The 14,285-nt window shown below is 58.4% G+C and carries 12 protein-coding genes; 4 read left to right on the plus strand and 8 right to left on the minus strand.

Features of this window, described 5'->3' with window-relative positions; translation table 11 throughout:
- Positions 1-6 precede the first annotated feature (6 nt).
- The 5 genes from FHX05_RS13220 to FHX05_RS13240 all read right to left on the minus strand — a co-directional run bounded on the left by FHX05_RS13220 (position 7) and on the right by FHX05_RS13240 (position 6,700).
- Positions 7-894 (minus strand): peptidylprolyl isomerase, encoded by an 888-nt coding sequence (locus FHX05_RS13220; RefSeq protein WP_246698944.1) that lies wholly within the window; start codon positions 892-894, stop codon positions 7-9.
- Positions 895-1,160: 266 nt separating this feature from the next.
- Positions 1,161-3,554 (minus strand): LPS-assembly protein LptD, encoded by a 2,394-nt coding sequence (locus FHX05_RS13225; protein ID WP_183872141.1) that lies wholly within the window; start codon positions 3,552-3,554, stop codon positions 1,161-1,163.
- Positions 3,555-4,640: an LPS export ABC transporter permease LptG gene (lptG, locus tag FHX05_RS13230; protein ID WP_112607303.1), complete on the minus strand. Its 1,086-nt coding sequence runs from the start codon at positions 4,638-4,640 to the stop codon at positions 3,555-3,557.
- Positions 4,637-5,815 (minus strand): LptF/LptG family permease, encoded by a 1,179-nt coding sequence (locus FHX05_RS13235; protein WP_112410671.1) that lies wholly within the window; start codon positions 5,813-5,815, stop codon positions 4,637-4,639. The genes lptG and FHX05_RS13235 overlap by 4 nt, the downstream gene beginning before the upstream one ends.
- Before the next feature lie 102 nt (positions 5,816-5,917).
- On the minus strand, positions 5,918-6,700 hold the full coding sequence (locus tag FHX05_RS13240; RefSeq protein ID WP_183872142.1) for a phosphatase PAP2 family protein: 783 nt from the start codon (positions 6,698-6,700) through the stop codon (positions 5,918-5,920).
- Positions 6,701-6,903: 203 nt separating this feature from the next.
- Between FHX05_RS13240 and FHX05_RS13245 the strand changes: the two genes are divergently transcribed.
- Positions 6,904-8,400 (plus strand): leucyl aminopeptidase, encoded by a 1,497-nt coding sequence (locus tag FHX05_RS13245; protein WP_183872143.1) that lies wholly within the window; start codon positions 6,904-6,906, stop codon positions 8,398-8,400.
- Between the two features lie 32 nt (positions 8,401-8,432).
- Positions 8,433-8,882, plus strand: a complete 450-nt coding sequence (locus FHX05_RS13250; RefSeq protein WP_183872144.1) for a DNA polymerase III subunit chi — start codon at positions 8,433-8,435, stop codon at positions 8,880-8,882.
- A gap of 28 nt (positions 8,883-8,910) precedes the next feature.
- Here the strand turns inward: FHX05_RS13250 and FHX05_RS13255 are convergent, their stop codons facing one another.
- Both FHX05_RS13255 and FHX05_RS13260 read right to left on the minus strand, forming a co-directional pair.
- Entirely contained in the window at positions 8,911-9,456 is a 546-nt protein-coding gene (locus FHX05_RS13255) for a GrpB family protein (RefSeq protein WP_112607297.1), read from the minus strand.
- Between the two features lie 75 nt (positions 9,457-9,531).
- Positions 9,532-10,455, minus strand: coding sequence for a Gfo/Idh/MocA family oxidoreductase (locus FHX05_RS13260; RefSeq protein WP_112410667.1), 924 nt, complete (start codon positions 10,453-10,455; stop codon positions 9,532-9,534).
- Between the two features lie 227 nt (positions 10,456-10,682).
- On the opposite strand from FHX05_RS13260, the gene FHX05_RS13265 reads away from it, so the two are divergent.
- Positions 10,683-11,258 carry a TRAP transporter small permease subunit gene (locus FHX05_RS13265; protein WP_183872145.1) on the plus strand — a complete coding sequence of 192 codons (576 nt, stop codon included), beginning with the start codon at positions 10,683-10,685 and terminating at the stop codon, positions 11,256-11,258.
- A complete protein-coding gene (locus FHX05_RS13270; RefSeq protein WP_183872147.1) occupies positions 11,258-13,027 on the plus strand; it encodes a TRAP transporter large permease subunit in 1,770 nt (589 codons plus the stop codon). The genes FHX05_RS13265 and FHX05_RS13270 overlap by 1 nt, the downstream gene beginning before the upstream one ends.
- 96 nt (positions 13,028-13,123) lie before the next feature.
- Here the strand turns inward: FHX05_RS13270 and FHX05_RS13275 are convergent, their stop codons facing one another.
- Entirely contained in the window at positions 13,124-14,233 is a 1,110-nt protein-coding gene (locus FHX05_RS13275) for a TRAP transporter substrate-binding protein (protein ID WP_183872150.1), read from the minus strand.
- Positions 14,234-14,285: the final 52 nt, after the last annotated feature.

A 14,285-nucleotide genomic window follows, 5' to 3' on the forward strand; every position in this document is an offset into this window, starting at 1 on the left:
GTCAAATCAGCGATAGACGATCTGCGCCTTGGAGCGCAGTTCATCCATGTACTTCTTATCGTTGGCGCTGACGCCTGCGGCCTTATCTTTGCCGATATCCTCGGCGCGGAACACGGCGGCAGCGGCGACGTCATCGTTCACCTGGCGTTGCGAACAAATGGCCACATATTCGACGCCACGATCGGTCACGATGGGAGCGGTTGTATTGCTGGAAGCCTTCTCCAGCATCGGCTTCCACATTTCCGGGACTTCCGGTGCGAGCACACGGCCGAGATCCTGGACGGAGACATCGCGCATCGTAGCGGCAAAGACCTTCGCCTGATCGCAGCCAGGGAACTTCGACCGTGACGCCTCGGCTTCTGCCTTGCGCGCATTCAGGATCGCGTTGCGCTTTGCTGCCGGTACGACGAAAATGATCTGCTTCAGGAAATACTCGGTCGTAACGGGCTTTGTCTTGTTTTCCGTCATGCGCGTCACGAGATCGTCGTTCGACATCCGGCTTCGTGCGCCGAAACGTGCATTGACAACCCGGGGCCAGCTCATGGAAACGGCAATATAGGACTTGAAATGATCAACGCCGACGCCGGCCTTTTCCAGAATCTGGCTGAGCTGCGCCGGTGTCATCTTGTTGCTGGAGGCGAAGCGGCCGAAAGCGGCATCGACGTCCGTCGTTGAAACAGACATGCGCAGGCGGGAAATCTCCGCGCGCTTCAACGTTTCGTCGACGAGCTGCTCCTTGGCGAGCTTGTTCAGATCGCCCTTCTGACGCTGCAATTTGAGAAAGGCGACGCGTTTGGCGATGTCACCGGATGTGATCACCTGGCTATTGACGAGAACTTTCACTTCGCTTGCTGCGAAAGCAACATCGCTGCTCGGCACGGCGAAGCTCGCCATAACCAAGGCCGCCGCTCCAAACACCAGAGCGCGCATCGGTGCATTTCCAGAAAACATCAATTACCCCTTCCCAAAGGTATTTCCTGCCAGCATTGCGCCGTTTTGGTGCGCCTGTCGCGCAATACGGCAACTTTGCGCCACATGTCTACATCAAGCGCGATGAATTGCAAAATCCTTGCGGCGAAACAATGACGTCGGAAACAGCAAGCCGCATCCATGCAAAAGAGCCGGCGGTGAAGCCGGCTCTTTTGCAGTTTCGATTCATATCAGAATGTCGCGTCCTGGACGCTGCCAAGGTTGACATCGCCAAGCGTACGGAAGGTCAGGCGAGCGCCGATCGACCAATTGCTTGCCGAGCTGGCCGTCGAATCCTTCTTGTCGAGGAAGGACACGGTAAAGATCGTGCATTCGTCCTCGTAGGAAAGACCCACGCCCTGGCGGGTGATCTCATTGCTGTTGAGATCATAGCTGACTGTGCCGAAGACGGACCAGTATTCCTTGAACTTGATCTGCGCGCGCGACTGGATTTCATCCTGATTGCTGGTGAAACCATATTGCGGCTGGGCCGCAATATGCGTGTAGATCAAGGATGTCTGGAACACATCGTTCGAGAAGCCGACAGATGTATCGCCGCGCTTGAAAGCGAAATCCTTCTGGTCGAAGCGATAGGATGTCGCGAGCGAGATACCTTGCGGTGTCGTCAGGCCGAACATGGTGACGTAGTCGGAACGGGTCGTTTCAAGCCCCGAATCCGAACCGACGCCAGCCAGATCGTCGGTCGCAAACGAGTTGCGGCCCGCGAGCTGATAGGACTGTCCGAAGATATGCTGAAGCTTGTAACCGCTGTCGAAGCTGGCCGTATAACGCCACCCGACATTCGCGCGTGTACCACCCTCGATGCGATCGAAGCCCGAGAACTTGTCACGATCGAAGAGATTGGTGGCGTCGAAAACGAAGCTCTGTGCATCTTCGTTCGGCAACCGACCAGCAAGCTGCTCGTCCGGCCGCACATAAATCTGCGCGATCGGCTCGAAGATATGTGTGCTGTTGCTTGTCGTGATGAGGAACGGATATTTGGCTTCGAAACCCAGGGTCGCCATGCCACGCGCGGCATAGTCGCTATTGTCATAATTGCCGGAGTAGGTGTTGGCCGCCGGCCCGTTCATGTCCAGGCCGTAGACGTCGCCGCGAAGTGCTGCCAGCGGCGTCAAAACCAGGCCCTGATCCGTGGTGAAGGTACGCTGCCACTGTAGCTCGGTGCTCAGACGCGTATAATCGCCGGAAAGACCCAGGTAGCGGTCATTCAGGCTGGAGTCACCAAGAGAGCTCGTGGCGTCAAGGAAGGATGTCTTATCACGCGACAGATGCGTGAAATTCATCGTTGCCGACAGCTCGCCTCCATAAACCGACTTCGGGTCGACATAGTGGTAGTCGACGCTCGGATAGACGTATGCCTGTTGCTTCTGCGCCGTGGCGTTATCGTCTGTGTCCTGCACGTTATAGTAGAAGGCGCGCATATCGAAGAAATTGCGCTTTCCGATACCTGTCAGATAGGCCTGGTTCGTATGGGTGCTCTGGTTGAGACCATCCAGACCATAGGTGCGCGAGAAGTTATTATCGCTCTGCGCCATGACATCCCAGCCGAAAGTCCAGCGAGGATTGATCCTGAAATCCGCCTTGGAGCTGATCATGCCTCGCGTTTTGTGCTCGGCGTCGGTCGTACCAGCCGTGAAGGCGCCCGGATTCATCTGGCTGATGCCGGCAACACGCAGGGTGTGTGTGCCGTTCTCGAAGCGCTGGCGGAACTCACCTTGGAGCAACAGGCCCTGATTGGTGTAGCCAGTTGCGGTGACCGTCGCATCCATGCTCGGTGAGATGACGTAATAATAAGGAACCGTTACACCGACGCCGAGACGCTCAGCAACGGTGACCGACGGAAACAGGAAGCCGGACTTGCGCTTAACCGTATTGTCGGGAACCGTGACCCACGGAATATAGGCGATCGGCAGGCCGAACAATTCGAAGCGAGCGTGCTCGAGACGAATGGTATGGGTCACGCCATTCTGGACGACGCGTTGTGCTTTGACCTGCCACAGCGGCGCACGTCCCTGTTCAGAGCAGGCCATGCAGGCGGTGTAAACGCCCTTTGTAAGAATCAGCTGATTGCCGCCGACACGCTCGCCCTTTTCGGCGACCATTCGGGTGTTGTCAGGCATTTCAATGCGAAGGGCGTTCACGAACCCGTCGGAGAAGCTGTCGGTGACGTCCATTTTGTCACCGTACATGCGATTGCCGTCCGGAGTGATCAGCTCGACATTGCCGAGCGCCGTCATTCGTCCGGACTTCTGATTATATTCGACCCGCTGAGCGACCATCCTGTAGCCGCCATAGTTGATCTGGACCGCACCGCTTGCGGTGACGATCTGCGTATCCTTGTTATAGACCAGTTCGTTGGACGAAAGGACTAGCTTTGCACCGTCCGGCACCTTCACCTTGATAGGGGAGGTCGCAGTGCCGGCACCGCCATTGTTATTGCTGGCATTATTATTGTTGACCTGGGCGTAAGCGACGACCGGGCTCAAAATATATGCACATGCGGCCGTGCCCGTAACCAGGGCAGCCACAAACTTTCTGATACTCTTGCGGTTGCCTGCCGCCACTTAGCCGTCCTCCTGATGAAGCAGGATCGTTGCTCCGAATGCCAATGCGACGATCACGGGTATCCATGTCGCTACATAGGGAGGAACCACTCCGCTGCTCCCGAATGCCTTTACAAGCACGGTGACAACATAAAGCACGAAGCCGGAGAGGATTCCACCCAGAATCACAGAGCGCGATTGATTGAATCTACTGAATTTTAGGGACACGGTTGCCGCAATCAGCGTCATTGCCACCAGAAGGAATGGCTGTGACAGAAGCGAATAAAACTGTGTCTCAAGTGCGTTGGTCGATATGCCGAAGGAGCGTGCGACCCTTATTCGATTAGAAAGATCATAAAAAGCAATGGTTTCCGGTTGAGCCAAGCGTTGCGAAACGAAATCCTGTTTCAGATTCGTACGAACCTGTACCGAACTCTTGTGGTCGGGAATTTCACCAGGCCGCCGCTCGACGACATTGTTAAGAAGCCAGTAACCATCTTGCAACTTAGCCGAGTCGGCATCCTGCCGCAGGACGATATTCCCCTGTGAATCAAAGTGGATAAACACGACACCGGTCAACGTCGTTCCATTGTTCAGAATGGCCTTGGCACCGATGATCGTGTCGTCTTTTCCGCTGGATTGGCGCAGCCACGGAACAGAAAGCGTATTGCGATAGGACGGGTCTCCGCGCAGGTCGGCTTCGATTGTTTCAGCATGTCGCTGACCCCATGCCGCAATCGGATTAAGCGCGAGCATGGTCATGAGACCGACGCAGAAAGCGCCCATCACGAAGGGCGTCATGAATTGCCATACGGAGATGCCAGCCGCGCGCGCGATAACCAGTTCGCGGCGGCGGTTGAGGGCGATCAGCACCGTCATGCCCACGAAGAGCGCGATGAACGGTACTGTCTGCTGCAGTATGAACGGCAGCCTGACCGCCGTCATCAGCAAACCGACGGACACGGTGTATCCGGGCAGTCCGGCAAGACGCCCGGCGGTCTCGCTGAAGTCGACGAGATAGACGATCGAGACGACGCCAAGGAAGAACCAGAACGTCGTTACGATGTAACGCGTGAAGAAGTAGCGCCAGAGCGTGCCGAAAATCATGCACCGCCCCCGTTCGAGCTGCCCGGTGCGGTCGGCATGCGGTCCTGGATTTTTTGTCTCCAGTTGTTGAGGCGGTTGCGGATCGAGACGGGCATCGCCATCTTCCGGCTTCGCAGCAAGAGGACAATCGCGATAAGTGCTGCGATGATATTGATGCCGTAGAGAACGCCAATGAATTTGGTCGAATGGTCAATCTGGTTGGCGGCGTAGAAGTCGGCCCAGCGTAGCGCGAACGCTATGCCCAGCGCCGACACCATCGGATGCAGCCGCGCCTCGCGATGTGACCGCGCATCGCCCGCAATCACCAGAGATATCAACGCGAAGATTGCCGGCAGTGCCCAGTCGTTGAGCCGCCGATGCAACTCGGCCCGATAATCGCCAGGCCTTTGCTTATAGTCCGGATCGTTCGTGTCCGGATTGAGTAGGAAACCGAGGCTGCGATCGCTGGCTCGCGCATTTGGCTGGCCGCGACTTTGCGTCATGTCCGAGAGGTCGAAAGAGTAGGAATCGAACTTGATGACCGAGACGGTGCCGTCGGGTGTTTTGCGGTGAACTTCACCGTCCTTCATGAGCAGCGACGTACCGCTTGGGTCGACCGCCCCTTCCTTCGCATAATAGATGAGATCGAAGGCGGGATCGCGCGAATCGACCACAAACAATCCCTTGAGGATGCGTCCCGACAGACGCTGCGAAATCTGGACATAGAGCCCGTCCTCGATGCGCCGGAAGTTCTTCTCTTCGATCACTGTGGACAAAAGGTCCGCATAGGCCTCGGCCACCATCTGACGGGCAGCGACGCGGGCTCTCGGCTCGACGACATTGTCGACGAAAAAGGAGAACACGCTAATCGCAATGGCGAGAATCATGATCGGGCGGATGATGATGCTGCGCTTCGCGCCGGCAGCTTCCATGACGGTCAGCTCGGAATCGCTGTTCATCGCGGTCAAGGTTTGCGTGATGCCGATGACCAATGCGAAAGGCAGAACGATCGGGATAATCGTCGGCAGAATGAGCGTCGCGAGCTTTGCGAAGGAGCCCATGGACTGACCACTATCGGTCACGAGGTTGATGCGCTGCAGAACCTGGGTGGTCCAGATAATAGCGAGCACTGGCAGCAGTGCCACCAGGAACATCATACCGACACGCCGTACGATATATGTCTCGAATAACTTCATGCCGGCCCTTAAACGCAACAGCTGCCGTGCAAGCCGACAGAGATTCACCCTCCTCTACGCTGTTTGCGTTTTTTTGGCGACAACCAACTCGAAAAAAATTCGTTAATTTTCCGAGATTTTTTTGTCGTGTGTCGTTTGGGATAAAGCCAGCAGAGCGGCGAATATGACAGGCGAAGAAAGCCAGCCGAGGACGACATCGGAGAGATAATGCGCGCCAAAAGCCACTCTCAGCGCAGGGATCAGCAGTGAAACCGCCGCGATCGGCAGAGCCGCGGCCGATCGGAACGGCTGCGGGATGATGAGGATGAGGCAAAATAACCAGCCGGCCGCCGCGGCCTCACCGGAGATAAACGAACAGTTGCTGACACATTTGCCGGCGAAGGACCCGGCATGCACGAAATCGAGCGTGCCGCCGAAGAGATCGGTCTGCCGGGGCCGCGGGCGGCCCGAGAACGCTTTCAGCCACAGATTGACGATCAGCACCGGACCGACGAGCAGGGAGCCGAGCGCGACCTTGAGATTTCGGGCTCTGGGCGCATTGAAGGTCGCGCCGTGATCCCGCCAGCATCTGAGCAGCATCCAGAGCAGCATGAAGGCGACGACATAGGGCAGTTGAAAGAAGATTTCCCTCAGCAGGCGCATGTGCTGATCGCTGCTAAAAGGAAAAATGCCACAGATCTGGTCAGGCCTTGTGCTTCCAAAGCATTGCTGCCGTTGGAAGAACATGTTCGCGATGCTGAGATCGATCTGTGGAAAAAGGGAAAACAGACCCAGCAAAGCCCACCAGAGACAGAAGAGGGCAATGAAGGCATCGCCTGCCGTGCGCGGTCGCAGAACCTCCGGAAAACGATCTTCGCGGTTGATGCTGTTGAAATCTATGATCAAGGCGGCTTCCCGGCGAGAATTGAACCGCCGAGGCGGTTAGACACCATCGCGCCAGCCTAATCCCGCTGAATGACAGGGATTTGAAGAGGCCGGACATCTCTTATGAAGAGAATACCGCGTCGAAAGCTTGTATTCCTTAGGGAGACCTTGAATGATGGTTGCGCAAAATTCTCTCACTACGACGTATATTTATCGGAGCAGAAATGTCTGTGAAATTCGAGATTTCCTTCGCCAAGTCGGCTCGTCTCAGCGGCGGTCTGGCCATTCTCCTGAAAGACACGGACAGTGAGCTGCCGGCTGGCGCCGAAAGCGCGGATCCCGCGAACGTTTTCGCCAAGGCGGCGCCGGTATCCGGCTTCAAGAGCAAAGCGTTGAGCAGTCTGGATATTATCGCCCCCGAGGCCTCGCCTGTCGATCGGATCATCGTCATCGGTGCCGGCAAGGCCAAGGACCTGACAGCGCACGACTGGCTGAAGCTCGGCGGCACCGCAGCTGCAAAAATCCGCAACACGGAGAAGGTCGCGATCTTCCTCGATGCATCCAACATCGAAGTCGGCGCTAAGGAAGCGGCCGATTTTGCCCTGGGCATGCTTTTGCGCGCCTACAGTTTCGATACCTACAAGACCAAGAAGGGCGATGATGACGAGAAGAACGCTTCCCGCAAGGTGATGAAGGTCACGATCGTCACCCAGGAAGCGGCAGCCGCCAAGAAGCTCTACGCGACCTCCGAAGCCGTGGCCGGTGGCGTGATTCTCGCGCGCGATCTCGTGAACGAGCCGCCGAATGTCCTCGGTCCCGTGGAATTTGCGGCCAAGGCCAAGGAATTGGAAAAGCTTGGCGTCGAGATCGAGATCCTGACGGAACGTGAAATGCGCCGGCTCGGCATGGCGGCTCTGCTTGGGGTCGCGCAGGGTTCGGCCCGGCCGCCGCGGCTCGTGATCATGCAATGGAAGGGCGGCAAGGCGAAGGACAAGCCGATCGCCTTCATCGGCAAGGGCGTCGTCTTCGACACCGGCGGCATTTCCATCAAGCCGGCTGCTGGCATGGAGGAGATGAAGGGCGACATGGGAGGGGCTGCGGCCGTTACCGGCCTCATGCATACGCTTGCCGCACGCGAAGCCAAGGTCAACGCCATCGGCGTCATCGGTCTTGTGGAAAACATGCCCGACGGCAATGCGCAGCGTCCGGGCGATATCGTCACCTCCATGTCCGGCCAAACGATCGAGATCATCAATACCGACGCCGAAGGCCGGCTCGTTCTCTGCGATGCACTCTGGTACACGAACGACCGCTTCAAGCCGCAGTTCATGATCGATCTGGCGACCTTGACCGGCGCGATCCTCGTGGCGCTCGGCAATCTGCAGGCCGGCCTCTTCAGCAATGACGACAAGCTGGCGGGCGAACTGACGGCGGCGGGTCTTGCGACCGACGAGCGTCTCTGGCGCATGCCGCTTGGCAAGGACTACGACAAGATGATCGACAGCAAGTTCGCCGATATGAAGAATACCGGCGGACGCCATGCCGGCTCGACCACAGCCGCCCAGTTCCTGAAGCGCTTCGTCGGCGACACGCCCTGGGCGCATCTCGATATTGCCGGCACGGCGATGGGCTCGGTTCAGGACGAGATCAATCAGTCCTGGGGTTCCGGCTTCGGCGTGCGCCTGCTCGATGAACTGGTCCGTGCCAATTACGAATCGTGACCAGCCGGATTTTGTAAGATAGAAGGGGCGCCATGACCGACGTTCTCTTCTATCATCTGACGGAATCGAAGCTTGAAGACGCCCTGCCGCCGCTGATCGACAAGAGTGTCGAACGTGGCTGGCAGGTCGCCGTGCAGATGCGCGAGCCAGCCCGGCGCGATCTCCTCGATAGCCATCTATGGACCTATCGCGAGGACAGCTTTCTGCCGCATGGCACGGATGAAGGCGACATGGCAGACAAGCAGCCGGTGCTGCTGACCATTTCCTCTGAGAACATAAATAATGCTTCGGTGCGTTTCTTCATCGACGGCGCCGAGGCAACGGATGTCGGAGCCTATCAGCGCGTCGTGCTGATGTTCGACGGCTACGATCAGGAACAGTTGGAAAGCGCGCGTGCCCAATGGAAGCGCCTGAAAGGCGAGGGGCATAGCCTAACCTATTGGCAGCAGACGCAGGATGGCCGCTGGGAGAAGAAGGCCTGATCTTTCTTCCGATTGGCGGGAAGGTGCTTTACGCGCCTTCCGACAGGATCTTCTGGATGAAATCCTTCTTCGCCGCCGTATAGGACGCGCGATCATTGGCATATTTTGCCGCAAGCTCGACTTTCAGTGCCTCATAGGCATGCGCCAAATCCGGCTCCCTGCGCAATCGGTCGCGAAAGATCAGGAAGTTGCGCCAGGTAGGGCCGCCATATTCGACCACATGCACGAGGTGCGTGCGGGTATCCCCTTGAATGTCACGACCGAAAATATGGTCGTCCGGCACGATATTGCTGCCGGCATAGACGTAGCCGATAGACGCCATCGGCTCGACACAGGCAAGCCCATCTTCGAAACGCCGCACGCCGACGGCAATATCGATGATCGGCTTGGCCTTTATCGTTGGGATCGAGGTGCTGCCGAAATGCTGGACATCGACGGCAAGGTCTCCGAGAGCCTTGCGAATGGCAGCTTCCTCCAGCAAATAGGCTTCATGCCAGCTCTGGTTCGGGTCGGCGAGCTTGACGGATTTGTTGCCGACGCCGAGGCCAAAAGATTGTTCATGCTCCGATGCCATAGGCATCTCTCCAGTGAAGACGATGCGCCACGCTAGCACGCCGCGGGCGGCATTGTCTTCACCGGGAAAGCCTCATCAATCGTAAAATGCTTCAACAAATTTGCGCTTGCCCAGCATGAAGGCATCGGCGACGTGGCGCAGCGGCGAAAGATCGACGTCGGATGTACCGGCTTTGACGATCTCGGCAAAACGGCGATAGAGCGATGGATATTCGGCTTCGGGCGCGGAGAATGTCAGCTCGCCGTTGACGGAAAGCTTGGAGCCGCCTTCGGCGAGAACCATCTGGCCTGCATCCGTCTCGGCGACGATATCCCAGCTCTGCTTGCCGGTCTGGCGCCAGTCGAATTCGGCGTGGACCGGAAGGCCGGTCCCGCTCTTGAAATGCAGGTCGGCGGCGATCGGCGAATCGCGATTTTCCGGGAATTCGAGTGTCGCGCCGGTCAGGAAAAGCGGCGGCAGGATATGGGTGACGATCGACAGCGCATTGATGCCCGGATCGAAGACGCCGAGTCCGCCGGCCTGCCAGATCCATTCCTGGTTCGGATGCCAGTGGCGCACGTCTTCCTTCCAGATTACGTGAGCGCTACGGATATTGGTGCTGGCGAGGAAGCTCTTTGCAGCCTCCACGGCCGGCGCATAGCGCGAGTGCCAGCTTGCAAAGAGCGACACGCCCTTGGCCTTGGCGAGGTTTTCGAGGTCGGCGACTTCACTCAGCGTCGCACCCGGCGGCTTTTCCATGAAAACATGCTTGCCGGCCGAAAGCGCCTTGTATGCGGCTTCATAACGATATTGCGGCGGCATGCAGAGAGAAACTGCATCGATGTCAGGTACGGCATCGAGCATGGCTTCGATGGTCGTGAAGGCGGGGATACCTTCAACGGTGCCGTGGCGGCTTGCCGTGGCGATCAGTTTGAAATCCGCATTGTTCGCGATGGACGGAAGATGCTGGTCGCGGACGATCTTGCCGACACCGACGATAGCGAGGTTGATGGGGGACATGGGTGTCTCTCGATTAGTATGATTATTGATGCGATCTTTATCAGAATGCCGCATGTGGGCAAGGGCGGCAAATCGCAAATGCAGGAGTCAGGTCCAATCTTGGACCATCGTGCCCAGGCGTCATCATGCTTGGAAAACGGGTGCGGGCTCTTGATTCACAGCTTGAAATCGGCACTCTTCCACTGCGCGGCCAAAAGATCCGGGAAGAATCGCTGCGGGGGGAAATCATGAAAACATTGCTCGGCTTCAGCCGAATCGTCGACTATGTGACTGAGATCATTGGAAAATCAGTCTCATGGCTTATTTTGGTCGCCGTCTTGGTGAGCGCCGGAAACGCGGTCGTCCGTAAGGTCTTCAACACCTCGTCCAATGCGTGGCTGGAAGCGCAATGGTATCTGTTCGGCGCAGCTTTCATGCTCGCCGCCGCATACACGCTCCGGCAGAACGAGCATATCCGCATCGACATCGTCTACGGCTCGCTGCCGCGCCGGGTGCAGCACTGGATCGATCTGCTCGGTCATTGTCTGTTCCTCATGCCCTTCGTGCTCCTGATGGTCTATGATCTGGTGCCTTATGTCCGCACATCTTTCCTGTCCGGAGAGGTGTCTTCCAGCGCCGGCGGCCTGATCATCTGGCCGGGCAAGGCGCTGCTGCTGGTTGGGTTTTTCCTGCTGGCGCTGCAGGGGATCTCCGAGATCATCAAGAAGATCGCCGTCATGCGCGGCGATACGGATGATCCGACGCCCTATGTACCGACGCATGCGCCGCTCGATATCGAAACCCCGGCCGGGGAGGCGCGCTGATGATCGAATTCATCGCCGTGAACATGGCGCCGATCATGTTCGCCTCGCTGATCATTTTCCTGCTTCTGGGTTATCCCGTCGCCTTTGCGCTCGCCGCCAACGGCCTGCTGTTCTTCTGGATCGGCGTGGAGCTCGCGCCCTATTCGGGCGGTACCATCAACCTCTCATGGCCGCTCCTCAATGCTCTTCCCGATCGCTTCTGGGGCGTCATGTCGAACGACACGCTGCTGGCGATCCCGTTTTTCACCTTCATGGGCATCGTGCTGGAGCGATCCGGCATGGCCGAAGACCTGCTCGATACGATCGGCCAGCTCTTCGGCCCTATTCGCGGCGGTCTTGCCTATGCGGTGATTTTCGTCGGAGCGCTGCTGGCGGCCACCACCGGCGTCGTCGCGGCTTCGGTCATCGCCATGGGGCTGATCTCGCTGCCGATCATGCTGCGCTATGGCTATGATCGGCGGGTCGCCTCCGGCGTCATCGCCGCTTCCGGCACGCTGGCACAGATCATTCCGCCATCGCTCGTCCTGATCGTGCTTGCCGACCAGCTCGGTCGTTCCGTTGGTGACATGTATGCCGGCGCCCTCATTCCCGGCCTCGTGCTGACCGGTCTCTACATGCTCTATGTATTGATCATGTCGATCGTGAAGCCGAACTCTATGCCGGCATTGCCGAAGGAGGCCCGCTCGCTCGGCTCGGGCGTCACATCCTTGCTGATCGCATTGCTGGTGTGTGCCGGCGTGGCCTATGCCGCCCACATCTATCTGACCTCGACCTATGGCGGGGATGCGGATATTATCGGTGCCACCGTCGGCGTTGCCTTCATCTATGCCATTGCAGTCCTGGACAAGGGGCTGAAGCTCAACGTGATGTCCCGGTTGGCCCAGCAGGTCATCATCGTCCTCATCCCGCCATTGGCGCTGATCTTCCTCGTTCTCGGCACGATCTTTCTCGGCATCGCGACGCCGACGGAAGGCGGCGCGATGGGAGCGGTGGGCGCGCTCATAATGGCGGCTGCCAAGGGGCGGCTGAACATGGAGGTTATGCGTTCGGCACTGACCTCGACCACGCGGCTTTCGGCCTTCGTACTGTTCATCCTGATCGGCTCGCGCGTCTTTTCGCTGACCTTCTATGGTGTCAACGGCCATGTCTGGGTCGAGCATCTGCTGGTGTCGCTGCCCGGCGGCGAGGTAGGCTTCCTGATCGCCGTCAACCTCCTCGTCTTTGTGCTGGCCTTCTTCCTCGACTTCTTCGAGCTTGCCTTCATCATCGTGCCGCTGCTGGCACCTGCGGCCGACAAACTCGGCATCGATCTCATCTGGTTCGGTGTTCTGCTCGGCGTCAACATGCAGACGAGCTTCATGCACCCGCCCTTCGGTTTCGCGCTGTTCTATCTCCGCTCGGTCGCTGCCCGCGTGCCCTATCTCGACAGGGTGACGGGCAAGCAGATCGCGCCCGTCACGACCGGCCAGATCTACTGGGGATCCGTGCCCTTCGTCGGCATCCAGATCCTGATGGTGGCATTGACGATCATGTTCCCGCAGATGGTCATGCACTACAAGGGAGCGGGAACGGGTGTCGATCCCAACACGATCAAGATCGAGGTCCCCGGCTTCGGCGCACCCGGCCAGGACAATGGCGGCGGCCTCGGTCTGCCGGGGCTGCAGCTTCCAGGCGGCAATCCGCTTGACGGCAAGCCGGCGGATCGGGGCGCCGGCGATCAGCCGAAGCCCCCGGCCAACGATCTCAGCCAGCCTCCGTCGTTCAATTGATGCACACGGCGCGCATCGGCCTGCTTGTCGATCTAACACAACGAAAAACCCCGGAACATCGCTCCGGGGTTTCCTCTTTTGAGATCGGCTATTCGATCAAATCTTCCCAGAGCGCTGCAGCGTCATCATGTAGACGTCGTAGCTGTATTCGGCGACCTGGGTATAGAGATAGTGCTGGCCGCGGAAGCCCTTGATCGATTCCCAGATCTTCTTGAAGGTCGGGTTGTTGGCTTCCATCTCGGCATAAACCTCGTTGGCCTTGTCGAAGCAGGCATTCATGATCTCGGTGCTGAAGGGTCTGAGCTTCGCCCCTTCGGCAACGACCCGCTTGATGGCAGCCGGGTTCAGGTGATCGTATTTCTGCAGCATGTTGGCATCGGTCGCCTGCGCGGCCGTGCGCAGAAGCGATTGATAGGCCTTCGGCAGGCCCTCATAAGCCGCCTTGTTGAACATGACGTGCACCGTCGGGCCGCCTTCCCACCAGCCGGGATAATAGTAATAGGGCGCAACCTTGTAGAAGCCGAGCTTCTCGTCGTCATAGGGGCCGACCCATTCGGCCGCATCGATCGTGCCTTTTTCGAGCGCCGGATAGATGTCGCCGCCGGCGATCTGCTGCGGCACGACACCGAGGCGTTCGACCACCTTGCCGGCAAAGCCGCCGATGCGCATCTTCAGGCCCTTGAGATCGGCAAGCGTGTTGATTTCCTTGCGGAACCAGCCGCCCATCTGCACACCGGTATTACCGGCCGGGAAGCCGATCAGCCCCTGCGTCGCCAGGAATTCGTTGAACATGTCGATGCCGCCGCCGTGATATTGCCAGGCATTCATGCCGCGGGCGTTGAGCGCGAAAGGAACGGCAGCTCCCAAGGCCCAGACCGGATCCTTGCCCCAATAATAATAGGCGACCGAATGGCAGGCCTCGACGGTTCCGGCCGAGGTCGCGTCGGCCGCCTGCAGACCAGGCACGATTTCGCCGGCCGCAAACACCTGGATGTTGAAATTACCGTCTGTGGCCTCCGACACATATTTCGACAGCACTTCGCCGCCGCCATAGATCGTATCGAGCGATTTCGGAAACGACGATGTCAGACGCCAATTGATCTTCGGATTGCTCTGGGCAATGGCCGGAGCAGCAAGCGTTGCGGCAGCTGCCACCGAACCCGCACCGGCGACGCCGGCCTTGCGCAGAAATGAACGACGATCCATCTATTACTCCCCCCGGATACGAGCGGGCGGGCTCGCCCGCTCTTCGTGATCA

Source organism: Rhizobium sp. BK491, from assembly GCF_014194925.1.
Lineage (GTDB): Bacteria > Pseudomonadota > Alphaproteobacteria > Rhizobiales > Rhizobiaceae > Rhizobium.